At 67.6% G+C, this 23,102-nt stretch carries 23 protein-coding genes and 3 tRNA genes; 11 read left to right on the top strand and 15 right to left on the bottom strand.

From position 1 onward, the window contains the following. Positions 1 to 52: 52 nt before the first annotated feature. The 5 genes from AC5Y39_RS14010 to AC5Y39_RS13990 all read right to left on the bottom strand — a co-directional run bounded on the left by AC5Y39_RS14010 (position 53) and on the right by AC5Y39_RS13990 (position 7,702). Positions 53 to 3,241 (bottom strand): arabinosyltransferase domain-containing protein, encoded by a 3,189-nt coding sequence (locus AC5Y39_RS14010; protein ID WP_500021199.1) that lies wholly within the window; start codon positions 3,239 to 3,241, stop codon positions 53 to 55. Positions 3,242 to 3,308: 67 nt separating this feature from the next. After that, entirely contained in the window at positions 3,309 to 5,159 is a 1,851-nt protein-coding gene (locus tag AC5Y39_RS14005) for a galactan 5-O-arabinofuranosyltransferase (protein WP_500021201.1), read from the bottom strand. Continuing rightward, positions 5,160 to 5,921, bottom strand: coding sequence for a decaprenylphospho-beta-D-erythro-pentofuranosid-2-ulose 2-reductase (dprE2, locus tag AC5Y39_RS14000; RefSeq protein WP_500021203.1), 762 nt, complete (start codon positions 5,919 to 5,921; stop codon positions 5,160 to 5,162). After that, on the bottom strand, positions 5,922 to 7,268 hold the full coding sequence (dprE1, locus tag AC5Y39_RS13995; protein WP_500021205.1) for a decaprenylphosphoryl-beta-D-ribose oxidase: 1,347 nt from the start codon (positions 7,266 to 7,268) through the stop codon (positions 5,922 to 5,924). A gap of 38 nt (positions 7,269 to 7,306) precedes the next feature. Beyond that, complete coding sequence (locus AC5Y39_RS13990) at positions 7,307 to 7,702, bottom strand: GtrA family protein (RefSeq protein ID WP_500021280.1); 396 nt, start codon at positions 7,700 to 7,702, stop codon at positions 7,307 to 7,309. A 54-nt stretch (positions 7,703 to 7,756) separates the two neighbouring features. Between AC5Y39_RS13990 and AC5Y39_RS13985 the strand changes: the two genes are divergently transcribed. Both AC5Y39_RS13985 and AC5Y39_RS13980 read left to right on the top strand, forming a co-directional pair. Then, positions 7,757 to 8,200, top strand: a complete 444-nt coding sequence (locus AC5Y39_RS13985) for a CBS domain-containing protein (RefSeq protein ID WP_500021207.1) — start codon at positions 7,757 to 7,759, stop codon at positions 8,198 to 8,200. 4 nt (positions 8,201 to 8,204) lie between these two features. Then, positions 8,205 to 9,494 (top strand): ArsB/NhaD family transporter, encoded by a 1,290-nt coding sequence (locus tag AC5Y39_RS13980; protein ID WP_500021209.1) that lies wholly within the window; start codon positions 8,205 to 8,207, stop codon positions 9,492 to 9,494. A gap of 49 nt (positions 9,495 to 9,543) precedes the next feature. Here the strand turns inward: AC5Y39_RS13980 and wzm are convergent, their stop codons facing one another. The 5 genes from wzm to AC5Y39_RS13955 all read right to left on the bottom strand — a co-directional run bounded on the left by wzm (position 9,544) and on the right by AC5Y39_RS13955 (position 14,752). Then, positions 9,544 to 10,374 (bottom strand): galactan export ABC transporter permease subunit Wzm/RfbD, encoded by an 831-nt coding sequence (gene wzm, locus AC5Y39_RS13975; protein ID WP_500021211.1) that lies wholly within the window; start codon positions 10,372 to 10,374, stop codon positions 9,544 to 9,546. Continuing rightward, a complete protein-coding gene (gene glfT1 / locus AC5Y39_RS13970; RefSeq protein ID WP_500021213.1) occupies positions 10,371 to 11,285 on the bottom strand; it encodes a galactofuranosyltransferase GlfT1 in 915 nt (304 codons plus the stop codon). Before glfT1 ends, wzm begins: the two co-directional genes overlap by 4 nt. Continuing rightward, positions 11,282 to 12,055 (bottom strand): galactan export ABC transporter ATP-binding subunit Wzt/RfbE, encoded by a 774-nt coding sequence (wzt, locus tag AC5Y39_RS13965; protein WP_500021282.1) that lies wholly within the window; start codon positions 12,053 to 12,055, stop codon positions 11,282 to 11,284. The genes glfT1 and wzt overlap by 4 nt, the downstream gene beginning before the upstream one ends. A gap of 65 nt (positions 12,056 to 12,120) precedes the next feature. Then, positions 12,121 to 12,657 carry a bacterial proteasome activator family protein gene (locus AC5Y39_RS13960; protein ID WP_500021215.1) on the bottom strand — a complete coding sequence of 179 codons (537 nt, stop codon included), beginning with the start codon at positions 12,655 to 12,657 and terminating at the stop codon, positions 12,121 to 12,123. Between the two features lie 136 nt (positions 12,658 to 12,793). Continuing rightward, on the bottom strand, positions 12,794 to 14,752 hold the full coding sequence (locus tag AC5Y39_RS13955) for a DUF6541 family protein (RefSeq protein ID WP_500021217.1): 1,959 nt from the start codon (positions 14,750 to 14,752) through the stop codon (positions 12,794 to 12,796). Positions 14,753 to 14,863: 111 nt separating this feature from the next. On the opposite strand from AC5Y39_RS13955, the gene AC5Y39_RS13950 reads away from it, so the two are divergent. After that, complete coding sequence (locus tag AC5Y39_RS13950) at positions 14,864 to 16,060, top strand: cysteine desulfurase-like protein (RefSeq protein WP_500021219.1); 1,197 nt, start codon at positions 14,864 to 14,866, stop codon at positions 16,058 to 16,060. A gap of 13 nt (positions 16,061 to 16,073) precedes the next feature. Here the strand turns inward: AC5Y39_RS13950 and AC5Y39_RS13945 are convergent, their stop codons facing one another. Next, on the bottom strand, positions 16,074 to 17,057 hold the full coding sequence (locus AC5Y39_RS13945; RefSeq protein ID WP_500021221.1) for an NAD(P)H-quinone oxidoreductase: 984 nt from the start codon (positions 17,055 to 17,057) through the stop codon (positions 16,074 to 16,076). Positions 17,058 to 17,123: 66 nt separating this feature from the next. Here AC5Y39_RS13945 and AC5Y39_RS13940 point away from each other — a divergent pair, with 66 nt between their 5' ends. Then, positions 17,124 to 17,636, top strand: coding sequence for a MarR family winged helix-turn-helix transcriptional regulator (locus tag AC5Y39_RS13940; RefSeq protein ID WP_500021223.1), 513 nt, complete (start codon positions 17,124 to 17,126; stop codon positions 17,634 to 17,636). A 33-nt stretch (positions 17,637 to 17,669) separates the two neighbouring features. Further along, positions 17,670 to 17,756, top strand: a tRNA-Ser gene (locus tag AC5Y39_RS13935). Between the two features lie 9 nt (positions 17,757 to 17,765). Here the strand turns inward: AC5Y39_RS13935 and AC5Y39_RS13930 are convergent. After that, entirely contained in the window at positions 17,766 to 18,590 is an 825-nt protein-coding gene (locus AC5Y39_RS13930) for a crotonase/enoyl-CoA hydratase family protein (RefSeq protein ID WP_500021225.1), read from the bottom strand. 80 nt (positions 18,591 to 18,670) lie between these two features. On the opposite strand from AC5Y39_RS13930, the gene AC5Y39_RS13925 reads away from it, so the two are divergent. After that, a complete protein-coding gene (locus AC5Y39_RS13925) occupies positions 18,671 to 19,252 on the top strand; it encodes a TIGR03086 family metal-binding protein (RefSeq protein ID WP_500021227.1) in 582 nt (193 codons plus the stop codon). 92 nt (positions 19,253 to 19,344) lie between these two features. Here AC5Y39_RS13925 and AC5Y39_RS13920 read toward each other — a convergent pair whose 3' ends face one another. Further along, positions 19,345 to 19,812: a DUF4334 domain-containing protein gene (locus AC5Y39_RS13920; protein ID WP_500021229.1), complete on the bottom strand. Its 468-nt coding sequence runs from the start codon at positions 19,810 to 19,812 to the stop codon at positions 19,345 to 19,347. Further along, a complete protein-coding gene (gene hisC, locus AC5Y39_RS13915; protein ID WP_500021231.1) occupies positions 19,802 to 20,866 on the bottom strand; it encodes a histidinol-phosphate transaminase in 1,065 nt (354 codons plus the stop codon). The genes AC5Y39_RS13920 and hisC overlap by 11 nt, the downstream gene beginning before the upstream one ends. Before the next feature lie 96 nt (positions 20,867 to 20,962). Here hisC and AC5Y39_RS13910 point away from each other — a divergent pair. The 5 genes from AC5Y39_RS13910 (at position 20,963) to AC5Y39_RS13890 (ending at position 22,692) form a co-directional block, all read left to right on the top strand. Beyond that, a tRNA-Ser gene (locus tag AC5Y39_RS13910) sits at positions 20,963 to 21,054 on the top strand. Between the two features lie 15 nt (positions 21,055 to 21,069). Then, a tRNA-Arg gene (locus AC5Y39_RS13905) sits at positions 21,070 to 21,142 on the top strand. A gap of 106 nt (positions 21,143 to 21,248) precedes the next feature. Next, positions 21,249 to 21,821 carry an orotate phosphoribosyltransferase gene (gene pyrE / locus AC5Y39_RS13900; protein ID WP_500021284.1) on the top strand — a complete coding sequence of 191 codons (573 nt, stop codon included), beginning with the start codon at positions 21,249 to 21,251 and terminating at the stop codon, positions 21,819 to 21,821. After that, complete coding sequence (locus tag AC5Y39_RS13895) at positions 21,818 to 22,204, top strand: nuclear transport factor 2 family protein (protein ID WP_500021234.1); 387 nt, start codon at positions 21,818 to 21,820, stop codon at positions 22,202 to 22,204. The genes pyrE and AC5Y39_RS13895 overlap by 4 nt, the downstream gene beginning before the upstream one ends. Continuing rightward, positions 22,201 to 22,692 carry a metallophosphoesterase family protein gene (locus AC5Y39_RS13890; RefSeq protein WP_500021236.1) on the top strand — a complete coding sequence of 164 codons (492 nt, stop codon included), beginning with the start codon at positions 22,201 to 22,203 and terminating at the stop codon, positions 22,690 to 22,692. Before AC5Y39_RS13895 ends, AC5Y39_RS13890 begins: the two co-directional genes overlap by 4 nt. Here AC5Y39_RS13890 and AC5Y39_RS13885 read toward each other — a convergent pair. Continuing rightward, the gene (locus AC5Y39_RS13885) at positions 22,664 to 23,029 is read right to left on the bottom strand and encodes a DUF1622 domain-containing protein (protein ID WP_500021238.1); all 366 of its coding nucleotides are present in this window, start codon (positions 23,027 to 23,029) and stop codon (positions 22,664 to 22,666) included. The two genes, AC5Y39_RS13890 and AC5Y39_RS13885, sit on opposite strands and share 29 nt — an antisense overlap. Between the last annotated feature and the right edge of the window lie 73 nt (positions 23,030 to 23,102).

Below are 23,102 nucleotides of genomic sequence, written 5' to 3'. Positions count from 1 at the left end.
CGGGACTCTCGCCGCTCCTGTCAGGCACGAGGCCCGATGGTATGCGACGTTCCTAATGCCGCATCGGCGCCGGGCTCCACAGTCCGCTGCGTGTTGCGGAACCGAGATCAAGCCGGGCCGGCGTGGCGTCGGGGTAGTACAGCGTGAGCCGCTGCAGCGACCCCCAGTCGCGGGACCAGTCGTTGTTCAGATAGGTCGCCACGGTGGTCGCCCGAAGCAGCAGTTCGGTGATGCCCAGCGGGCCGCCGCCGAGGTTGTCCATCACCGGCGAGTTCGCCTCGGCGCCGAACCGGTCCGGCAGAATCCGCCACTTCGGGACTTCGGTGACGCCGACGTTGTGGCCGAACGGCCGCTGGCACGGGAACGCCAGCCCCACCAGCCAGTCGAGCAGCACCGGATCCTGCGAGCCGACCACCTGCTGCAGGGTGCGCAGGTGCGCGATCCGGGGCGGGGTCAGCGCGATCCAGTGCTGCGGGGCCAGGTCGTCGTCGGTGGCGGTGAGCCGAATCTGCGTGGCGGTGTGCGGGATTGCCGACATCGGCAGCCGCAGATTGCGCCATGCCGGCGGCGATCCGACGTCGGCGAAGCCGGCGCTGCCGGCCACCTTGCCGTCGTCACCCGCCCACTGCACCTGCACCTCGCGCGCGTCGAAGCGGCCCGCCGCCGACACCACCAGAAGAGGCCCCGCCTGGTCGCGCGGTGGCAGCCGGTACCAGGCCGATCGCAGCGCCGCGGGCGACTGGATGCCGGACTGGTAGCTGCCCAGCACCGGGGTGCGGGCGGGGTCGAGGTAGAACGGCAGCTGCGCCCGCGAGCCGTTGATTCCGGTGACGGCGGTGGTGCCGCCCTCGGTGCCGGCCTGGCCGTTGGTGGTGCCGGTGGTCGTGTCGACGAACGCGCCCGCGCCGGGCTGCTGCATGACCGGGTCGGCGGACACGTTCGACGGGACGCCGTTGGGCGTGAAGCCTCTGGAGTTCTCGGCGCCCAGCCCGTCGGCGACGGGCACGCCGGTGGGCGTCAGCATGCCCGCGTTCGGGTCCTGTTCCACCATCACGTCGTTGGCCAGTCCGCAGGTCTTGCCGAACAGGGCTTCGATGTTGGACCGCCCGACCGTCCACGCCGGGTACTGGCCGACCATCGCCGCGGTCAGCGAGAACACCTCGAACGCCACCAGCAGCCAGGTCGCAATTGCCAAGGGAGACTGGATGATTCGGCTCAGCCGCGGCCAGCGGCCGTCGGGCTGCGCGATGTCGTGACTCGAGAAGTGAAACCATGCAGCCACCAGCAGCACCACGACGGTGACCGCCAGCAGCAGTGTGGTGAAACCGAACCCTGCTTCCGGGAACGCATTCGACCAGGGCACACCGAAATTGGAGACGTACCAGTAGCCGTTGACGCTCGCGAACGACAGCGCGGTCACGAACAGCACCAGCGCGGCGAAGACGGCTCGGTTGCGCCGCGACTTCATCACCGCAGCTGTCACCGCGACGGCCGCCAGCGCGCCCAATGAGCCGGCCAGCCCGGCGAACACCCCGAAGTGGTGCGTCCACTTGGTGGGGGTGAACATCATCGCGATGAACGAGATCACCGTGATGCCGATGATCCGCATGCTCGGCCCGGCGGCGGTGCCCGGAATGCGGCCCTTGCGCAATGCCATCGCGATGGCCACGGCGAGCGCGACCAACAGTGCGAGCACAGCGAACCGGCGTGCGATCGACCCGTCGGGTGTGGCCATGAACAGCCGCTCGTAGCGGATGTGCTCGTCGAACCAGGACAGGCTGGGTCCGACCGCAGACTTCAGCGCGTTGGCCTGCACTTCACCCATGAACGTCTGGTCGCGGAAGATCAGGATCACCGTCACGGTGCACGCCGCGACGATCGGTGTCAGCAGCGCGGTGTAGCCGAAGCGGGCCGAGCGGCGGTGCAGGATCGTGCGGAGCGGTCCAATGGCCACCAGCAGCGCGCCGATCGACGCGATGCCCGTGGGCCCGGAGAACAGCGTCAGCGCGCCGATGACGCAGGCCACCGCCAGCGGAAGCAGCCGGTTGGTGGCCACCGCGCGCTCCACCGAGCACCACGTCAGCAGGATGCCCAGCGCGATGATCGGCTCGGGCCGCAGCCCGTTGTTCAGCGGCAGCCAGAACGCCAGGAACATGCCGGCCGCGGTCCACGCCGCCGCCCGGTAGATCTTGACCGCGTGGCCCAGCCGGGGGATCACTTCGCGGCTGATCAGCCACCAGCACGTCAGCGCCATCAGCAGCGTGGGCAGCCGCACCCACACGCTGGCCGTCGAGACGTGCGACCACAGCGCCAGCAGGTCGTAGTACCAGCCGAACGGTGCCTCCGGCGTGCCGAACCAGCGGTAGTAGTTCGCCATGTACCCGGCGTTCTCCGACACCCGCGCCATCGTCAGGATGTAGCCGTCGTCGGCGGTGTTGGCGCCGACGAAGTGCCACCACACCAGCACCGCGGCCACCACCCCGTCCAGCGGGGTCAGCGACCACCACCGCGACGGCAGGAAGCGGCGGTGCCGCATGCCGTCCGAGGTGTCCAACACGTGCAGCGCGATCAGCGACGCCGCGGTCAACAGGACACCGAGGATCATCGCCAGCAGCTTGACCAGGGTCGGGGCACTGCTGTAGCGGGTGTCGATCGTCGCGGAGAAACTCAGCCCCGGCGGCGCCGGTCCGGACAGGTCGGTGAACACGCCGACGATCTGCGGCCGGAAGTCGTAGCCGGTGCGGGCGCCTCGCAGGGGGGTGCCGGGGTCGTCGCTGTCGGGGCCGTTGGCCAGGCCGACGAACTCGCCGGTGACCTTGTCGGCGTGGGCGGTGAACGTCAACTTCTGGCACGCCGGGCTGAGCACCTGGCTCAGCGGCGCGGTGACGACGGGCGTGTTGCGGACGATCAGCAGCAAGTTGTCGCCGACCCGCTGGATCAGCAGTCCACGGTCGACGGCCTTCGGCGCTTGCTTGGGCACCGTGGAGAGCAGCACGGTTTTCGTCGGGTCCGTGAGCCCGGCGGCCGCCCGGCAGGGCACCGTGATGTCGAGGTCTGTCGCGACGTAGGAGATCAGCGGTGCGGTGACCGACGAGAAGACGCCGTTCTGCGGCCAGTTCAGCTGCGCGGTGGTCTGCTTGACCGGCAGCAGCGGAGTGGCCAGCGCCAGCAGGGCGCCGAGCAGGCCGGCGACAATGGCAACGGTGCGGGCGGTTCGGTAGTCACCCGCGCCGCCTGCCACGGGGGTAGATGCTAATCCGCGATTTCGGTGCGCAAAACGACGGTCACCGCACGTAAGCGCACCGAAATCACCATTTGCGGATCGCCAGCACGAAGGGGCCGATCGTGGTCACCTCGAAACGAGGGTCTTTGAACAGCGCGGCGTCCAGCGCCACCTGGTAGCGCTTGACGTTGGGTTGGTTCGGGTAGACGTCGGCGGCCAGCCGCAGCGTGTACGTCTCGCTGGTGCCGTGACGCATCAAGAACACGGTCGGCGGCTTCCACGGCAGCGCGTCCAGCGCGGCGACGAACTGGTTGGCGGTCTTGAGGTCGGCCCAGCTTTCGATCGCGGCGGCCCGTTTGTCGAACTGCGCCAACGGGTTTGCGTAGTGCGACGTCAATCCTTGGAAACCCCAGTACGGGTAGAACGACAGGAAGCTGTAGTCGGCGGTCAGCACGACCACCTCGTCGCGCGGTTTGCCGGTGACCTCCCGGATCTTCGCGTCGATGTGGGGGTAGTAGGTCGCGGCGCCGGGTGGCCGGCGGTCGGCGCGGTGACCAGCGCCGTCGGTGTCGGTGTAGGCGACGACGAGGTCGGGCTTGAGCACATTGGGAATGTCCTGGCTGAACCCCAGCGCCCCGACGGCGCCCAGCACACCGGCGGCCGCCACCACCCGGCGGGAGGTGGGCGGTTGGGACCGGCGGGCCAGCGCGAGCGCGCCCTCGACGAACCCGAACGCGCCGGCCGCGGCCAGCAGCACGGCCAGCGTCGGCTGCAGACGGAAGGACAGCAGCGTGGTGTGCAGCAGTGTCGTCAGCATCGACAGCAGCGACCACGCGTACACCGCGAGCACGCCGATACCCAGCGCCGCCGCCCGCGTCGACGATCCCGCGCGCACCGCCAGCCAGATCGTGCCGATCAGGCACAGCCCGCCCAGCAGCGTGAACTGCAGCATCGGGAAGGACAGCTGCGCGCCGTCGGCGGGCAGATAGTGCTGCGCGGTTCCTGAGCCCGCCGGGGAGCCGCCGATCGCCGCCAGCAGGTAGGGCAGCCAGCCGATCAGGGCGATCGCCCCGGCGATCACCGCGATCACCCCGACCCTCAGCAACGGATCCCAGCGCCGGCGGGTGGCCGCCACCGCGGCCATGACCGCGATCGTGAACGCGGTGTAGGCGACCAGCAGGGTGTAGAACAGCGCCGCGACACCGAGGAACACGCCGACGCCCACGACCGCTGCCCAGCCGCCGTTGCGCTCGCCGCCCCGCAGCCCGGCCCACGCGAGCACCAGGACCGGCGGCAGCAGCACGGTGATGATCGCGGCGTACGGCTCGGCGGGCGAGTACGCCAGCGTCACCGCCGCGGTAGCCGCCGACACGACGAGCGCCACCTCGAAGCGAATCAACGCCGACCACAACACGAATGCGACGGCGATCGCGATCGTGATCGACGTGACGGCCCACGGCTTGAACATCTCCCAGGCCGGCGTCCCGGTGACCGCGGCGGCCCGCCCGCCGAGCCAGAACCACCCCGGCGGGTAGTAGGGGGGCAGCCCGAAGTACGTCATGTCGCGCAGTGCGGCGGTGTCGGTGAGCCGCGTCAGGTATTCGGTGCGGAACTGCTGGTCGACGGAGATGCCGAACAGATACAGCTTGGTGGCGCCGAGCGGCATCCCCAGCGTGACCACGCTGAACGCGGCCAAGAACACCAGCGCCGCAGCGTGGGCGATCCGCCGCCGCCCCCGCCGCCACAACCAGCCGGCGACCAAAACGCCTGTTAGGCAAGCGAATTGACCCACTGTGGTCAGCGCGTGCAGCTGGTTCGACGAGTTGTAGGCGGGCCACTCGACCCGGGCTATCGCGGTCAGCGCGACCGCGGCCACCACGACAGCGACCGCGGCCGCGATCAGCATCCGGCCGAGAGTGCCGAGCGCTGTGCGCATCTAGATGGGCAGTTTCCGGAAGATCGGCCGGGGAATGTGGCGCAGCACCATCATCACGTAGCGGAACGCCGGCGGCGCCCACACCAGTTCCTTGCCTTTGGCCGCGGCCCGCACCGCCAGCTCGGCGACGTCTTCCTTGTCGACGGTCAGCGGCGCTTCCTTGATGTGCGCGCTCATCCGCGTGCGCACTTGACCCGGACGGATCACCAGGACGCGAACTCCGTACTCGCGCAACGCCTCTGAAAGGCCGAGGTAGAAGCCGTCGAGTCCGGCTTTCGTCGAGCCGTACACGAAGTTGGACCGGCGGACCCGCTCGGCGGCGACCGTGCTCATCGCGATGATCTGCCCGAAGCCCTGCGCGCGCATCTTCTCGCCCAGCAGCACACCCACCGATACCGCCGCCGTGTAGTTGACTTCGGCGATCTGCACGGCCTTGCGCTGGTTCTGCCACAACTCCTCGGCGTCGCCGAGCAGTCCGAAGGCGACGATCGCCACGTCGACGTCACCCTTTGCCCACGCCTGCTCGATCACCTTCGGGTGGCTGGCGGTGTCCATCGCGTCGAAGTCGATGACCTCGACCTCCCGGGCGCCCGCGGCCTTCATCTGCGCGACGGCGTCGTCGCGGCCCGGGTCGTCGGGCAGGCAGGCCAGGATGATTCGCGCGGCCGCCGTGCGCAGGTAGCGCTCGCAGATCGCCAGCCCGATCTCCGACGTGCCGCCCAGCAGCAAGATGGTCTGCGGATTGCCTACAGCGTCAAGCATTTACAGCAGCTCCAAGCGTCGGGCCATGTCGGAAGCGAACACTCCGTGCGGATCAGCCTTGCGGCGCAGCGCAATCCACTCGTCGATCCGCGGATACATGGCGTGGAAGGTCTCGGCGGTGGTGCGTGAATCCTTGGCCGTGTAGACGCGGCCGCCGAATTCGAGCACCCGCTGGTCGAGTTCGGCGAGCAGCTCGCCGACCCCGGGTTTGATCGGGAAGTCGACGCACACGTTCCAACCGGCCATCGGAAAGCTCAGCGGCGCTTGGTTTCCCGGGCCGAACAGCTTGAACACGTTGAGAAACGAATAGTGCCCGGACGACTGAATCCGGTAGAGGATGCTCTTGAACTCCTCCACCGCCTGCGTCGGCACCACGAATTGGTACTGGGCGAAGCCGGCTTTCCCGTAGGCGCGGTTCCATTCCCCGAACATGTCCAGCGGGTGGTAGAACTGCGTCAAGTTCTGGATCTTGCCGCGGTAGGTGCCGGATTTGCGGTACCACAGCTCGCCGATGGGCACGAACGTGTACTTGTTCGCCAAGCCGTTCGGGAAGATGTCGGGAAGCGTAAGTAGTTGCGGCGCATCGAATTTCAACGGATTCTTCTGCAGCTTGGCGGGCAGCTGGTCCAGCCGCGCCAGCGATCCCCGCGACACCGCAGCGCGGCCCAGCTTGGGGGGTGGGCTGATCGCGTCGAACCATGCGCTGGAGTACGTGTAGCGGGCCTCGCTGCCGTCGCTGTGCAACGCGATGGTTTCGTCCAGGCCGGCCGTCACGTCACCGTCGGCGATGAAATACGCCGTCTCCGTAGGCGTCATCTCGATTGTGGCGCGCAGGATGATGCCGGTGAGCCCGTTGCCGCCGACCGTTGCCCAGAACAGATCCGACTCCGGGGTGAGGCGCTGCACGTCGCCGTCGGCGGTCAGCAGATCCAGTGAGCGCACGTGGTTGCCGAAGCTGCCTGCGCTGTGGTGGTTCTTGCCGTGAATGTCGCAGGCGATCGCGCCGCCTACCGTGACCTGGCGGGTGCCCGGCAGCACCGGCACCCACAGCCCGAACGGCAGCGCGGCCCGCATCAGCTGGTCGAGGTTCACACCGGCGTCCACGTCGACCAGCCGAGTGTCGGCGCTGATCGAATGGATGCGGTTCAGCGCGGTCATGTCGACCACCAGGCCGCCGCCGTTCTGCGCGTTGTCGCCGTAGCTGCGGCCCAGGCCGCGGGCGATCACACCGCGCGGGCCGGCCTGCGCCACTGCCTTGGCGATCTCCTCGGGATCCGGCGTGGACAGCACCTGCGCGACGGTCGGCGCGGTGCGGCCCCACCCGGTCAGCCGCTTCGTGGTCAACATCGCCGGTCAGCCTACCGCCGGCCGCCTCCGCCCAGCGCTCAGCGCATCCGGAAGATCACCGCGCGCTGCACGATGAAGTTGATCACGGTTGCGGTGCCCTGGGCGATCACGAATGCCACCGGAACGCGCCACGGCTGGTCGGCGAACTGCATGTAGAACAGGTAATTGATGCCCACCTGCACCGCATAGGTCAGCCCGTAGAGCACGCACACGGCGACGAACCGGGCCCTGCTGGGCGGCGCCTGGAATGTCCAGCGTCGGTTGATCAAGTACGCGGTCACCGTGCCGGCGATGAAGCTCAGCGACTTGGCCACGTTGACGTTCAAGCCGACGGCCAGGCCGGCCACATACAGCCCGAAGTCGACCACCGCCGAGAACCCGCCGGTGATCACGAACCGCACGACCTGCGTCTTCAGCGACAACGTCGACGGCATCAAGGGCTCGGCCACTCGCGCAGCTTAGACGGCTGTCAGACGTATCGTGCATGTGTGCATGCTGGCGACATCGCCGAACAGTTCCCAGTGGTGAGCATCGACTCGCCGGCCCTGGATGCCGCGCGCATGCTTGCGCGGCACCGGCTGCCCGGCGTCGTCGTGACCGACACGTCGGGGCATCCGTATGCGGTGCTGCCGGCATCGCAGGTGGTGCGGTTCGTGGTGCCGAAGTATGTGCAGGACGATCCGTCTCTGGCCGGGGTTCTCGACGAGTCGATGGCCGACCGGTGTGCTGAACGGTTGGCGGGCAAGACGGTTGGTGACGTGCTGCCCGAGCATCTGCTGGATGTGCCGTCGGCGCACGCGGACGACACCATCGTCGAAGTCGCGGCGGTCATGGCGCGCCACCGCAGTCCGCTGCTGGCCGTGGTGAAAGACGGTGAACTGCAGGGCGTGATCACCGCGTCACGCCTGCTGGCCGCTGCGCTCGGCGGCTGAGGCCATGACCGTCGTCGCGATCGCGGTGTTCGTGATCGCCTATGCACTGATCGCCAGTGACCGCGTCAACAAAACTGTGGTGGCTTTGGCTGGTGCGGCGATAGTGGCCGCGCTCGGTGTCGTCGGTTCAGACGACGTGTTTTTCTCCCGACAGACGGGCGTGGACTGGGACGTCATCTTCCTGCTGCTGGGCATGATGGTGATCGTCTCGGTGCTGCGTCAGACCGGCGTCTTCGAATACGTCGCGATCTGGGCGGCCAAGCGGGCCAAGGGTTCTCCGCTGCGGATCATGATCCTGCTGGTGCTGGTCACCGCGTTGGCATCGGCGTTGCTGGACAACGTGACGACGGTGCTGCTGGTCGCGCCGGTGACGTTGCTGGTGTGTGACCGGCTCGACGTGCGCGCGGCACCGTTTCTGATGGCGGAGGTGTTCGCGTCCAACATCGGCGGCGCCGCCACCCTCGTCGGCGATCCACCGAACATCATCATCGCCAGCCGAGCGGGCTTGTCGTTCAACGACTTTCTGATCCACCTGACGCCGATCGTCTTGGTCGTGACCGTGGTGTTGGCGTTGATGCTGCCGTGGCTGTTCCGCGGCTCTTTCGACGTAGACCCCGAACGGGTTACGGACGTCATGTCCCTGCAGCAGCGGGAAGCGATCCGCGATCCTGCGCTGTTGGTCAAATGCGCTGTCGTGCTGGTCGCGGTGTTCGCGGCGTTCCTTTCGCATTCGGCGCTGCACATCGCGCCGTCGATCGTCGCGCTGCTGGGCGCTGGGGTGCTGGTGTTGATCACGCGGCTGGAAAAGGCCGACTACCTGTCCGGTGTCGAGTGGGAAACACTGCTGTTTTTCGCGGGTCTGTTCGTCATGGTGGGCGCGCTGGTCAAGACCGGGGTCATCGACCAGGTGGCGCACTGGGCGACCGATGCGACCGGCGGTAACGCGCTGTTGACCGTGATGCTGATTCTTCTTGTCTCAGCGCCGATTTCGGGGATTGTCGACAACATCCCCTACGTCGCGACCATGACGCCGATCGTGGCCGAGCTGGCGTCGAGCATGGACGGGGACACCCACCAGAACGCGCTGTGGTGGGCGCTTGCTCTGGGCGCCGACTTCGGCGGCAACCTCACCGCAATCGGTGCCAGCGCCAACGTCGTGATGCTGGGCATCGCGCGCCGCTCTGACAGCCCGATCTCGTTCTGGGAGTTCACCCGCAAGGGCGCCGTCGTCACTGCGATGTCGATTTCTCTTGCGGCACTGTATCTCTGGCTGCGCTACTTCGCCCTGGCCTGACGGGGACATCAGCGTCGCCGGCGACGTGATCACCAAGGTGTTCTGACGGTCACACCCAGTACGGCACCCGGCTGCGGTACTGCTTCATCGCCAGCACCGCCAGCACCCAACCGATGGCGGTCAGCGCCAACACCACCAGCCAGTGCCGCACCTGCTGGTCGCCGCCGAGCAGCGGCGTCCGCACGATGTCGAGATAGTGGTACAGCGGATTCAGCTCGACCACCCACCGCCATTGGCCGGCGCCCTGCGCTTGCAGCGTCTGGTCGGTCCAGATGATCGGCGTGAGGAAGAACAGTAGCTGCACGATGCTGTTCAGCAGCGGCCCGATGTCGCGGAACCGCGTGCCCAGGATTCCGAACACCAGACACACCCAAATGCAATTCAGCGCAATGATTCCCAGTGCCGGGATCACCGAAAGGTCTGTCCACTTCCACGGCTTCGGATAGATCACCGCGATGATCACGTAGATCACGATGTTGTGGGCGAACAGCAGCGCCTGACGCCACACCAGCCGGTAGACGTGCACGCTCAACGACGTCGGCAACTGCTTGATCAACCCCTCGTTGGCGATGAACACCTCCGCGCCTTCGAGGATCGACGCGCTGATCAGCCCCCAGACGATCAGCCCCAGCGTCACGTACGGCAGATGCTCGGACAGTTCCAGGCCGAATAACTTCGAATACAGCACGCCCATCGCCACGGCGCTGGTGCCGGTGGCGATCGTGATCCAGATCGGACCCAACACCGACCGGCGGTAGCGCTGCTTGATGTCCTGCCACCCCAGGTGCAGCCACAACTGCCGATGCGCGAAGCCGTCGGCCAGGTCGGCGAACGCGCGCCGGAACGTCTTGGAGTCGACAGCGTCGTCGGTGATCGTCACGACCCCTCCTGCGGTCGGCCGAACTTCTCGGAACGCCCCAACCGGCGCAGCCGCAACCATTCGGCCAGCCCGCCCGGGTCGCGTCGCGACACCAGAAAAAACCAGCCGAACCGCAGCCACTCCTGCGGCAGCAGCCGGCGCAGCCCAGGCTGCCACAGCAGATAGCCGCGATTGCGGTACGTGAAGAAGCGCTTGCGCGGATCGTCGGGGTACTGGGTGTGCATGCGGCCACCGAGGATCGGCTTGAACTCCTCGGCGCCGTTGGGGTGCAGATACACCGCGTTCAGGCAGGTGCCGAACGGCAGACCGCTGCGCACCAGCCGCCGGTGGATCTCCACCTCGTCACCGCGCATGAAGAAGCGCAGGTCCGGGACGCCCACGACCTCCAACGTGGATGCGCGGAACAGCGCCCCGTTGAACAGCGACACGATGCCGGGCAGGAGGTCGTTGCTGCCGTCGCGCAGCTCGCTCACGTGCCGGCGCCACACCAGCCCACGCCGCAGCGGGAACGCCATCCGCGACGGGTCGTCGATGTCGCACACCATCGGCGACACCTCGGCCAGCTGGTACTTCTGCGCGCAGGCCAGCAGCGTGGCCAGCACGTCGGGGCCCTGTGGCCGGCCGTCGTCGTCGGCGCACCAGATCCACTCCGCACCGAGCGCCAACGCGTGCAGCATGCCGAGCGCGAAACCGCCTGCGCCACCGAGGTTTCGGCGTGATCCCAGATATGTCGACGGGATGGGCTGGCCGGCGACGAGGTCGCGCACGCGCTCGTCGCTGCCGTCGGAGAAGTCGTTGTCGACGACGACGAGATGGTCCGGACGACGGCTCTGCTGTGCCAGGGCGTCCAGCGACTTCGCCAACTCGTCGGGACGCCGGTGGGTGACGACGACGGCGCAGACGTCGGTCATTCGGTCTCGGCCAGGATCTCGCGCACGTGCCGCGCGGCCTCTTCGCCCTCGTACGCGCGTACCACTTCCTCGATGCCGCCCATCATCTTGATCGAGCCGTGGTCGATCCAGATCGCGGTCTTGCACAGCCGGGCCAAGAATTCAGTCGAGTGGCTGGCGAACACCAGGATGCCGGAGCGTTCGACGAGGCTCTGCAGCCGCACTTGCGCCTTCTTCAAGAACTCGGCGTCCACGGCGCCGATGCCCTCGTCCAGCAGCAGGATCTCCGGGTCGATGCTGGTCACCACGCCCATGGCCAACCGCACTCGCATGCCGGTCGAGTAAGTGCGCAGCGGCATCGACAGGTATTCACCCAACTCGGTGAACTCGGCGATCTCGTCGACCTTCGACTGCATCTTCTTGCGGGTCTCCCCGAGAAACAGCCCGCGGATGATGATGTTCTCGTAGCCGGAGATCTCGGGGTCCATCCCGACTCCGAGGTCGAAAACCGGTGCGACACGGCCCTTCACGACGGCCTTGCCGCGGGTGGGTTCGTAGATGCCCGACAGCAGCCGCAGCAGCGTCGATTTGCCCGCGCCGTTGTGGCCCACCAGGCCGACGCGGTCACCGGTGTTCAGCGACAGAGTGATGTCGCGCAGCGCCTCGACCACCACCACATTGGACGTATTGCGCCCGATCGTGCCGCCGGCCTTGCCGAGGAACGTCTTCTTCAGCGACCGCGATTTGGCGTCGAAAATCGGAAACTCGACCCAGGCCCCATCGGTGCGGATGCTGACGTCGTGCGCGGGAGGCGCGGTCGAATCGGTCAGGGACACGCTCTTCCCCACGGCCTCGGCTACAGGTACTGCCCCGTGCCGGAGTGGCCGTGGCCACCGGGCTGCTGATGCCCCGGCACACTGATGCCCGGCGGCAGCGCACCCTGGCGCATGTGCTCCAGCTGCGCGCGGGCGGCCATCTGCTGGGCGAACAGGGCGGTCTGAATGCCGTGGAACAGCCCTTCCAGCCAGCCGACCAGCTGGGCCTGGGCGATCCGCAGCTCGGCATCCGACGGGGTCGACTCCTCGCTGAACGGAAGCGACAACCGCTCCAGCTCCTCGCGCAGCTCAGGCGCAAGCCCGTCCTCGAGTTCGCGGATGCTGGTCGCGTGGATCTCGCGCAGCCGGTTGCGGCTGGCGTCGTCCAGCGGCGCGGCCCGGACCTCCTCGAGCAGCTGCTTGATCATCGTGCCGATCCGCATCACCTTCGCGGGCTGCTCCACCAGATCGGTCACCGACCGCCCGTTGGAGTCGTCTTGCGAGCCGTTGTCGTCGTCGCGGCGGCCGTTGATGATCTCGATGTTGTCGTCGTCGGTGCTCGTGCTCACCGTCGTCACCTCTTCTCGTCAGCTTGCGGCCGGAGTCACCCGGTTTGGGCCCGCACCGCTCGATGGATCCGGCGCGCTCAGCATCTCCCGACAGTAGTCTCCTGGCTCGCGCGCACTCACCAGTGCGTACCCGGCGACCCGTACCCTAACCTTGGCCGCCACGCCACTCGTAGATGCGGGCGCCGCCGTTGTCGTAGATCTTGGCCCACGAGCGCGACTTGTCCAGCGACGCAAGGCCATCCGGGACGACGAACTCGCGGACCACCGGAGTGCTGGTCAGGACGTAGCGGATGTTGAGAGCGCGGACCGCTTCGGCGACCCGCGGATCGGTGTCCGCGTCGTCGGCGAAGGCCCACACCACGAAGCGGTGGTAGCCGGGGCCCTGCTGCACCGGGTAGTCGTAGTGGGTCCACAGGGGATGCAGCCCGGCCACCGCATACATCCACGCCGTGCCGTCGGTGTTGCCGTCGGCGATCAGCGTGTCGCGGGCGCCGGGCAGCGTCGCCAGGTACGCCATCGCCTCGAGGTCCTTGTGGTCGATCATCACCGAGTCGTATTTCTGGCCGAACAGGTACTCGTGGCGCGGCAAGTAGGCACATCCGTACCCCACCCCGACCGCGAGCACCACCGCCGCGGTGACGCCGTACCAGCCCGCGTCGGTCAGCCGGAGCCGGTGCCCGCCCAGCCGCCGAAGCCGTGCGACCGCCGCCACCGCGACGGTGACCAGCGCGATCCCGGCCCACGGCGCGAGCAGCAGGGTGATCACCCCGAACAGCCGCCGCGGGTCGCTGTAGAACAGGTCGCTGAACTTGCCGAGCACACCGCCCAGCGGGGTGCCGAACGGCGCCGACGAGTACACGATCGCGGCCACCAGCAGCAGCCACACGGCCAGCGGCCACCAGATCTTGCGCACCAGCAGCACGACTGCGCCCACCGCGGCCAGTGCCATCAGCGCCCACTGGATCGGGAAGTCGTTGAGATGGCGGGTGTGGCCCACGACCGCGTCGAACAGCGCCCGTTTCTTGCCCAGGTGGGTGACGAATGCGTGCCCGACGATGATGTCGGCCTGCTTGAGAATCCCGCTGAACTGCGGCAGCAGTAACAGCGCCGCGGGCACCGCGACGGCCAGCAGTGTCACCAGGTCGGGCACGCGGCCGCGCACTGGACGCCACAGCCCGTCGACCGCCCACCACGCCGCGACGAACAGTGCCGCCACCACGCCGCCGGTGGTGTGCACAGAGAACACACCCAGCAGCGCCAGCACCGCGACCGGGATCCGGTCGCGGTGCCGCAGCGTGGACACCACCAACACCATCGTCGGCGCGGCCAGGCCGTAGGCGGTGAGGTTGGGCATCGCCGCGGTGTCGAACTCGATGTAGGGCAGCGCGGTGAACGAGGCCGACATCACGGCCGCCGCGGCGGCACAGCCGGCCGTGCGCCACAGCGCGGTGCGGGAGCGCAGAAGCTGCCCTGTCAACACCGCGGCGCTGACCGGGAACAGCCAGACAGCCGCCGCCACGGAGCTGACGGTGTAGGCGGTGGTCGGCGCGGCGCCGGTCAGCTGACTCAGTACCGCGGCCATCGCGTGAAACGCCGACGGGTAGTACAGCTGGGCGTGGGTTTCGACGTTGCGCAATTCGCCCATGTGAGTCGGCGAGGCCTGGCCGGTGTCGAGGATGTAGCGGATCTCGTTGGCATGCCAAACCGCATCCCAGGTGCTCGGCACCGACTGCCAATGGGGCAACCCCACCGCGGCCGCGTAGCAGATGAGCACCACGCCCACGAGCACCCCGCCCGCGACCAGCAGCACGGGGCGGCCGGATGGGGCCAGCGCCTCCGCGTCGCGGTCGCGATGACGGCCCAGTGCCGTCCGCAAGCCCGCGACGATTCCGGTCACCACCGCCATAGCAAACAATGCCGTCCAGGCGTTCCACGGCCACCCGATGGCGCCGAACGGAACGATCGCCAGCCCCACGACTCCGTAGGTCAGCGCCGGAGCAGTGGCGACCGCAATCGGTGCGGGTAGCCGGGCGGCCAAACCGACCACCGTCCCGGGCACTATCAGCAACAACAGCGCTGGTAGCACTCCGAGGGCCAAGCTCACTGGACTAGTATGGCTGGCCAGGTGACCCGGTCCGTCAGGCCTGGATGTGCCCGGGCGCCGCCGGCGACGGGTCGGCTAGTCGAGATCTTCAGATGCTCTGAGGTGGCTCATATGGTGTACGACGTTGCCCGGGTGCGCGGTTTGCACCCGACCTTGGGCGACGGTTGGGTGCACTTCGACGCGCAGCTCGGCATGTTGGTCCCCGACGCCGTCGCCACCACGGTGTCCACCGCCTTCCGTGGCTCTCGACCCGACCCCCGCGGTCCGCACCCGGCGGCGCGCCGCAGCGCGGCCGTGCTGGAAGCCGCCCGCCAGGCCGTCGGCGATTTGGTGAACGCGGACCCGCGCGGCGTGGTGCTGGGCGCGGACCGCGCCGTTTTGCTGCGGGCGCTCGCCGACGCGTCGGCGTCGCGGGCCGGTCTCGGCTACGAAGTGGTGGTAAGCCGGCTCGACGACGAGGCGAACATCGCCCCGTGGCTGCGGGCAGCAAATCGCTACGGCGCCAGGGTCAAGTGGGCCGAGGTCGACATCGAGACCGGCGATCTGCCGTCGTGGCAATGGGAAAGCCTGATCAACAAGTCAACTCGGCTGGTGGCGATCACGTCGGCGTCGTCGACGCTGGGCACTGTCACCGATCTGCGCGTCGTCACCAAGCTCGCGCACGACGTCGGTGCGCTGGTAGTGGTCGACCACTCCGCGGCCGCGCCGTACCGGTTGATGGACATCAACGACGTCGACGCCGACGTGGTGGCGGTCAACGCGGTCGGCTGGGGCGGCCCACCGATCGGTGCGCTGGCATTCCGCGAGCCGTCGATCATGGAGACGTTCGCCTCGATGTCGCTGACACACAACGCGACCGGGCCAGCCCGATTCGAAACCGGAGTGCACCAGTTCGGGCTGCTGGCCGGAGTGGTCGCCAGCATCGAATACCTTGCGGCCCTTGACGAGTCGGCCAGCGGCACCCGCAGGCAGCGGCTCGCGATGTCGATGCAGTCGGCGGGCTTGTACATGGACCGGGTGTTCGACTACCTGCTGGTCTCGCTACGGTCGCTGCCCCGGGTGATGGTGCTCGGGCGTCCGGAGGTGCGCATCCCGGTGCTGAGTTTCGCGGTGATGGACGTGCCGGCGGACCGGGTGGTGCAACGGCTGGCCGACAACGGAATCTGCGCGATCGCCAACGCGCCGTCGCGGGTACTGGATCTGATCGGGGTCAACGACGTCGGGGGCGCGGTGTCGATCGGGCTGGCGCACTACTCGACGACGGCGGAGGTGGACCAGCTGGTCCGCACGCTGGCGTCGCTCGGCTGATCGGCTTGCTGCGCTAATCTCCTACGCGCAGAACGACTTTGCCGATCACCTCGCCCTCGGCCAGCATCCGGTGGGCCTGCGCGGCCTGTTCGATCGGCAGCACGGCACCGATCACCGGCCGCACGCGCCCGTCGGCGATCATCGGCCAGACGTTGCGGACGACCTCTTCGACGATCGTCCCCTTGCCGGCGGGCCCGTCGACCGGGCGGCTGCGCAGGGCGGTGGCGATCACGCCCGCGCGTTTGGCCAGCAGCTTGCCCAGGTTCAACTCCCCCGTGGTACCGCCCTGCATGCCGATCACCACAAGACGGCCGTCGTTGGCAAGCGCGTCGATGTTGCGGTCGAGGTACTTGGCTCCGATGATGTCGAGGATGACGTCTGCACCGGCGCCATCGGTGGCCTCCCGGATCCGCTCGACGAAGTCCTCGTCGCGGTAGTTGATCGTGATGTCGGCGCCGAGCTCGCGCGCGGCGTCGAGCTTTTGTCGCGAGCCGGCCGTCACCGCGACGCGAGCGCCCAGCGCCTTGGCCACCTGGATGCCGTGCGTGCCGATGCCGCTGCCACCGCCGTGCAGCAGCACGGTCTGACCGGAGTGCAGTCCGGCCGTCATCACCAGGTTCGACCACACCGTGCCGGCCACCTCGGGCAGACCCGCGGCGGCAATCAGATCGACGCCGTCGGGAACCGGCATCAGTTGACGAGCCGGCACCGCCACGTATTCCGCATAGCCGCCGCCCGCCAGCAAAGCGCAGACTTCCTGTCCGGGTTCCCATCCGGACACGCCGTCGCCAATTTCGGTTATTACCCCAGAGGCTTCCATCCCCAAAATGTCGCTTGCGCCCGGCGGGGGCGGGTAATGTCCTGCCGCCTGTAGCAAATCAGCACGGTTAACTCCGGCGGCCCGCACCCGCAGTAGTACCTCACCTTTCCCACAGTGCACATCGGGTACTTCTTCCCAGGACATGCGGTCGGACGACCGTGCTACAACGGCGCGCATGAGGCAACGGTACTCCCGCACCATTTCGGTGCGCTGGCAACATCCTCTGCTTTAGGATGAACGCCCATGGAGGTTTTGATCGGGGGGCGCTCGGCCAGCGAGATGCCGGGCTTGGACATTGCCGAGATGAAATCTTGGCAAAACTTCCTGGAGGCGTCGCTGCGATTGTCGGTGATCCTCAATAGGGGGCTCGTGGACGCGCACAAACTGACGCTCAATGACGTTCGGCTGCTGGACTTACTGAACAACACGCCGTCGGGGTCGGCGCGGATGGGGGATCTGGCCGAGCAGCTGATGTCGCTGCCCAGCCGGGTCACCCGGCAAATCCGACGGCTCGAGGGCCAGGGCCTGGTGCGGCGGGAAGCCAGTCCCGACGATCGACGGGGGGTGTTGGCCACGATCACCGACGAGGGTCGCGATTCCGTCAACGAGGCGATGGTCACCTACGCCCAGTGCGTGCGAACGCACTTCTTGGGCCAGCTGTCACGGCCGCAGGTGGCCGCGCTGGGGGAGAACTGCCGGCGGATCATCGCCGGCATGAAGCTGAGCGAGCAGCCGCGGCGGGCCGGCCGCGCCTAGGGCGGCGCGCCTGGGGTGGCTACGCTTGTCCGCGGTGGCGTGGCAGAGCGGCCTAATGCACTCGCCTTGAAAGCGAGAGACGGCTAACACCGTCCGGGGGTTCAAATCCCTCCGCCACCGCCGATTTCGCTATTCGCCCGTGAAGTTCGGCGGCCGCTTGGCGAATGTCGCCGAGATGCCTTCGGTCAGGTCCTTCGACGGCAAGAACGCCGCGTTCCACGCCGCGACGTAGCGCAGGCTTTCCGACACCCGCGAGATACGCTGCTGATCCAGCACGTCTTTGATGCCGCGCACCGTCAGCGGCGGGTTCGCCGCAATTTCGGCTGCGGCCGCGTGCGCAGCCGCCAGGCACGTCTGCGCGTCGTCGTAGACGTCGTTGACCAAGCCGATCTTCTCAGCGCGGGCGGCGTCAATGTCCTTGCCTGTCAATGCCAATTCACGGAGGTGCCCGTCGTTCAGGATCAACGGCAGCCGGGCCAGGCTGCCCACGTCGGCAACGATCGCCAGCTTCACCTCGCGCACCGAGAACTTGGCGTCAGCGCTCGCGTAGCGGATGTCCACCGCCGAGATCAGGTCGACGCCTCCGCCCACACACCAGCCGTGCACCGAGGCGATGGTCGGCGTGCGGCAGTCGGCGACGGCGTTGATCGCCTTCTGCATCCGCAGCACCTCGGCGTGGAACTCGGCCCGGGGCCGCGCTGACGCGCCGTCGGCCATCACCGCGGTCAGGCTTCCACCCATCGCGGGCAGGTCCAGGCCGTAGCTGAAGTTGCGGCCGGAGCCGGTGATCACGATCGCGCGCACGTCGCGGTCGGCGTCCAGCTTCTCGAACAGGTCCGGCATCTCAGACCAGAACGCCGGACCCATCGCGTTGCCCTTGCCGGGTCCGATCAGCGTCACCCGTGCCACGTGGTCGTCGACGTCGACGGTCACGGATTCGTATGCGTCTGCCATGCCTGCAGGCTATCGGCGGCCGTCGAGACCCCATGTCGGCAGGGGCTGGCGCTTCGGCGAGGACGGCTACGGTTGGGGCTATGCCCTCGGATTACCCCGCCGGCGCAGAGACGCCGCCGATCGACGAATTGAGCAGTGCCGAAGCCGCATTGACGGAGCTGCACCGAGTGGTGCACGTGATCTCGGCGGACGATCTGGGCAAGCAAACTCCATGCCGCGAGTACGACGTTGCCGCCCTCACCGATCACCTGATCAGCTCGATCACGACGATCGGGGAAGCGGCCGGGGCGCAGCTGCCGCCCCGAGACAGCACCGATTCCGTCGAGCGGCAGATCATCCTCGCGGCGCGGCCGACGTTGGATGCGTGGCGCAGACGCGGCGTCGACGGCACTGTCAAGGTGGGTTCCAACGAGGCGCCAGCCAAGGTGATGGTCGGGGTGCTGTCGATCGAATTCCTGATCCACGCTTGGGATTACGCGCAAGCCACGGGTCAGACGGTGGAGCCCACGCCCGAACTGGCGGAGTACGTGTACGGCTTGGCGCGCAACATCATCACCCCGCAGGGCCGCGCCACCGTCGGCTTCGACGAGCCGGTCGAGGTAGGTGAGGAGGCGTCGGCGTTCGACCGGCTGATCGCGTTCACTGGTCGGCGCCCGAGCTAGACCCGATCGGATTGCGCGCCGAGCGTGAGCGCACGGCGAAAACCGGCCGATTTTTTCGCAACCGGCTCACGTCCGGCGACGGGCCGTAACGTCTAGACCCGCTCGAGGTAGAAGTACAGGTAGCGGCCGTCGATCACCGCGCCTTTGCCGTTCATGATGCCCATGACGGCGTTGTCGTCGATCTTCTTGAAGTGGTCATGCACGGGCCGGCCGTCGTAAACCATGCTGGCCGTCACCTCGCCACGGAATTCCTCCATCCACAGGCTGGCCTCGCCGTTCATCGCCTCGGTGTTGGAGAACTTGTTGCCGTCGGCGTCCAGGCACACCAGCGGCTTGGCGTCGGTGGCGGAGTGAAAGGTCTTGCCGAACCAGTTCAGCCGTTTCATGAAGCCGTTGGCGGGGTGGCCGGTGTGGAACTCGCCGCCCTTCCATTCGCCCAGTATGAAATCGATCGTGGCCGGCTCCAGCGTCGCCCAGAACTCGTCGAGCTCGGCATCGGGGATCCGTCCTGTGCGCTCCTTGAGTTCGGTGAACGTCTTGCGCGCCACGTCATCGGTCACGGTTGTCTCCTATCCAGTGCCGGGCGAAGTCGAGGAAGGCGTCGTTCTCGTGCGGCGCGCCGATGGTGACTCGCACGCCGTCCTGGCCGTAGGGCCGCACGATGAGGCGCGAGTCGGCGGCGGCGGTCACGAACTCGGAGGTGCGCTCGGCCAGCGGCAGCCACACGAAGTTCGCCTGTGACGGTGGCAGCGGGTAGCCCGCCGCGGCCAGTGCCGACGCGACCCGTTCCCGTTCGGCCACCACGTCGTCGGTGCGGGAAAGCAACTCGTCGGCGGCGTCGAGCGAGGCGATCGCGGCGGCCTGCGCAATGCTGCTGACGCTGAAGGGCACGTACGCCTTGCCAAGCGCGACCACGATGTCCGGGTCTGCGATCGCATAACCCACACGCAGCCCGGCCAGCCCGTAGGCCTTCGAAAAGGTCCGCAGCGCAACGACATTCGGATGGCGGCGCACCAAGTCCAAGGTGTCCGGCTGCATGCCGTCGCGGATGTACTCGACGTAGGCCTCGTCGATCGCGACCAGCACATCGGGCGGCACAGCCTCGACGAACTCGATCAGTGCAGCAGGCTCGACCACGGTCGAGGTGGGGTTGTTGGGATTGCAGACGAACACCAGCCGTGTGCGGTCGGTAATCGCGTCGGCCATCGCGGCCAAGTCGAAGGTGTGATCGGTCAGCGGCACCTGAACAGGCGTGGCCCCTGCCAGGCGGACTTGCAGGGGGTACACCTCGAAGCTGCGCCAGCCGAACACCACCTCGTCGCCGGCGGCGGCCGTCAGCTGGATCAGCTGCTGGCACAGGCTCACCGAGCCGCAGCCCACCGAGATGTTCTCGGGGGAGAAGCCGACGTGCTCGGCCAGCCGCTCACGCAGTTCGGAATAGCCGTTGTCGGGGTAGCGGTTGATGCTGTCGGTGGCCTTCTCGATCGCCGCGCGGACCGTCGGCAGCGGCCCATGGACTGTCTCGTTACTGGCGATCTTGATGGCGCCCGGCACCGTCTTACCCGGGGTGTAGGCCGGCAGGTCGGCCAGCTCGGGGCGCAGACGGGCGGTCACCCGCCCAGCATAGGTTGCGGGGGTTCGGGCGTTGCGGCGCTTTGCCTTGCTCGCTGAGCGCTGTGTACGCTGTGCCTTCGGCGGATGCCGTTTCAAGGAGGCGTGCCAGAGCGGCCGAATGGGGCTCACTGCTAATGAGTTGTCCGCCTTAAAGCGGACCGGAGGTTCAAATCCTCTCGCCTCCGCCACACAACTGAATACGAGCGCCCGTAGCTCAACGGATAGAGCATCTGACTACGGATCAGAAGGTTAGGGGTTCGAATCCCTTCGGGCGCGCTTTCTGCGAGCCAGAGATCGCGCTGACACTACGGTTGTTGCGCCAGATCCGCCGAAATCCGTCAGCAACCGTAGTCTCGGCAGACGGCCGACCAGCGTCCGTAGCATTACCGCGGTGACGACTTCGACCTCCTGGCAGGACGCCTTCGAGATCATCAAACGCGGCCACGAGTACCGCGACGTGCCGTTCAAACTCGCCAGCGGCCAGACCAGCCACCACTACATCGACGGCAAGCACGCCGTGGACACCGGCGCCAGACTGGCCGTCGTCAGCCGGGCCATCGTCGACCTGGCCCAGCAGCACGGAATCGAATTCGATGCGGTGGGTGGCCTCACGATGGGTGCCGACGCCCTTGCCGTCGGCGTCGCAATGGTCACCGGCAAGGCGTGGTTCTCGGTCCGCAAGGAACCCAAGTCTCGTGGCCTCGAACAGTTCATCGAGGGCTTCCGGCTGCGCGACCATCCTGGTACGCGAGTGCTGCTGGTCGAGGACGTCGTCAGCACCGGCGGATCGGTCCGCAAGGCGCACGACAAAGTCATCGAGGCCGGCGCCGCGGTCACCGGCGTGATTCCGATGGTCGACCGCGGCGAGATCGCCGCCCGCCTCTTCGCCGAGCTGAATGTGCCGTACGTTGCCCTTGTCACGTACAAAGACCTCGGAATCGAGCCGATCACATGACGCCGCCGGTGATCCAGCGCTGGATCGACATGATCGACAACCAGCGCACCGACCAGCTGCACGACCTGCTCGCCGACGATGCGGTGTTCTATTCGCCGGCGGTCTTCACGCCGCAACAAGGCCGCGCCAAGACGCTCGCATACTTGCAAGCCGCCGCAAAGTTGTTCGGCGCCAACGACTTCCGCTACGTCAACCATTGGTATGGCGACCGCTCGGCCGTGTTGGAGTTCGTCGCCGACGTCGACGGCATCCACGTCAACGGCATCGACATGATCCACTGGAACGACGAGGGCAAGATCACCGAAGTCAAGGTGATGCTGCGGCCGCTCAAGGCGCTGCAAGCGGTGATGCCCAAGATGGCCGAGCTGCTGCAGACGTCGTGAAGCTGCTGCTGATCTCCGACACCCATGTGCCCAAGCGGGCCCGCGACCTGCCGCGCCCGGTATGGGACGAAGTCGACGCCGCCGACGTGGTCATCCATGCCGGCGACTGGGTGGACGTGGCACTGCTCGAGGCGCTCGAGCATCGCGCCACGAAACTGATCGCCTGCTGGGGCAATAACGACGGACCCGAGCTGCGCGCCCGCCTACCCGAGGAAGCCATCGCCACGCTGGACGGCGTGCGCTTCACCGTGGTGCATGAAACCGGCGACGCCAAGGGCCGCGACGCGCGGATGGCACGCCGCTATCCCGACGTCGACGTGCTGGTGTTCGGCCACAGCCACATCCCCTGGGACAGCACCGCGCCGACGGGACTGCGGCTGCTCAACCCTGGGTCGCCCACCGACCGGCGCCGCCAGCCGCACTGCACTTACATGACAGCGACAGTGCAGGATGGTCTGCTCAGTCAGGTTGTGCTGCACCGGTTTTGACCGCCGGCCGGTGCTGCCACGGCCAGGCACCCGTCATCTCCAACTGCAGCGAGAAGCTCAGGAACGTCCGAATCAGCACGATGCCGCCGAGCACCGCGACGCTCTGCGGTGTCGGCGTGATGGCCACCGTGCGGATGATGTCGGCAGCCACCAGAAATTCGAGGCCGAGCAGAATCGAGCGGCCGAGCTGGCGGCGAAACGATTCGTAGCGACTGCCGTCGGCAAATCGCCGCGTCGACGTCAGCGCCGCCGCGGCCAGCGCACCACCGACGATCACCGCAACACCGGTCGCGTCGATCACCTTGCCGACGGTCTCGATGACCTCCACGAACGTCACCGCTGCATGGTAACCCCCTGATAATCAGCCGAATTCGATGTGCAAGGCGAGTCGCGGTGGCACTGTCGGAGCC

The organism is Mycobacterium sp. NGS39 (genome assembly GCF_059812765.1).
Note: the sequence above shows the minus strand (reverse complement) of the source record. Positions and strands in the feature narration are given on the sequence as shown.

Bases quoted from the DNA above. Each gene is read 5' to 3' on its own strand.
- glfT1 (WP_500021213.1), bottom strand. From the start codon at position 11,285: ATGACCGACGTCTGCGCCGTCGTCGTCACCCACCGGCGTCCCGACGAG.
- dprE2 (WP_500021203.1), bottom strand. From the start codon at position 5,921: ATGCTTGACGCTGTAGGCAATCCGCAGACCATCTTGCTGCTGGGCGGC.
- AC5Y39_RS13990 (WP_500021280.1), bottom strand. From the start codon at position 7,702: ATGCCGTCGACGTTGTCGCTGAAGACGCAGGTCGTGCGGTTCGTGATC.
- AC5Y39_RS13930 (WP_500021225.1), bottom strand. From the start codon at position 18,590: ATGGCAGACGCATACGAATCCGTGACCGTCGACGTCGACGACCACGTG.
- AC5Y39_RS13925 (WP_500021227.1), top strand. From the start codon at position 18,671: ATGCCCTCGGATTACCCCGCCGGCGCAGAGACGCCGCCGATCGACGAA.
- AC5Y39_RS13945 (WP_500021221.1), bottom strand. From the start codon at position 17,057: ATGCGCGCCGTTGTAGCACGGTCGTCCGACCGCATGTCCTGGGAAGAA.
- AC5Y39_RS14005 (WP_500021201.1), bottom strand. From the start codon at position 5,159: ATGCGCACAGCGCTCGGCACTCTCGGCCGGATGCTGATCGCGGCCGCG.
- AC5Y39_RS13980 (WP_500021209.1), top strand. From the start codon at position 8,205: ATGACCGTCGTCGCGATCGCGGTGTTCGTGATCGCCTATGCACTGATC.
- dprE1 (WP_500021205.1), bottom strand. From the start codon at position 7,268: ATGTTGACCACGAAGCGGCTGACCGGGTGGGGCCGCACCGCGCCGACC.
- AC5Y39_RS13950 (WP_500021219.1), top strand. From the start codon at position 14,864: ATGGTGTACGACGTTGCCCGGGTGCGCGGTTTGCACCCGACCTTGGGC.
- AC5Y39_RS13895 (WP_500021234.1), top strand. From the start codon at position 21,818: ATGACGCCGCCGGTGATCCAGCGCTGGATCGACATGATCGACAACCAG.
- AC5Y39_RS13940 (WP_500021223.1), top strand. From the start codon at position 17,124: ATGGAGGTTTTGATCGGGGGGCGCTCGGCCAGCGAGATGCCGGGCTTG.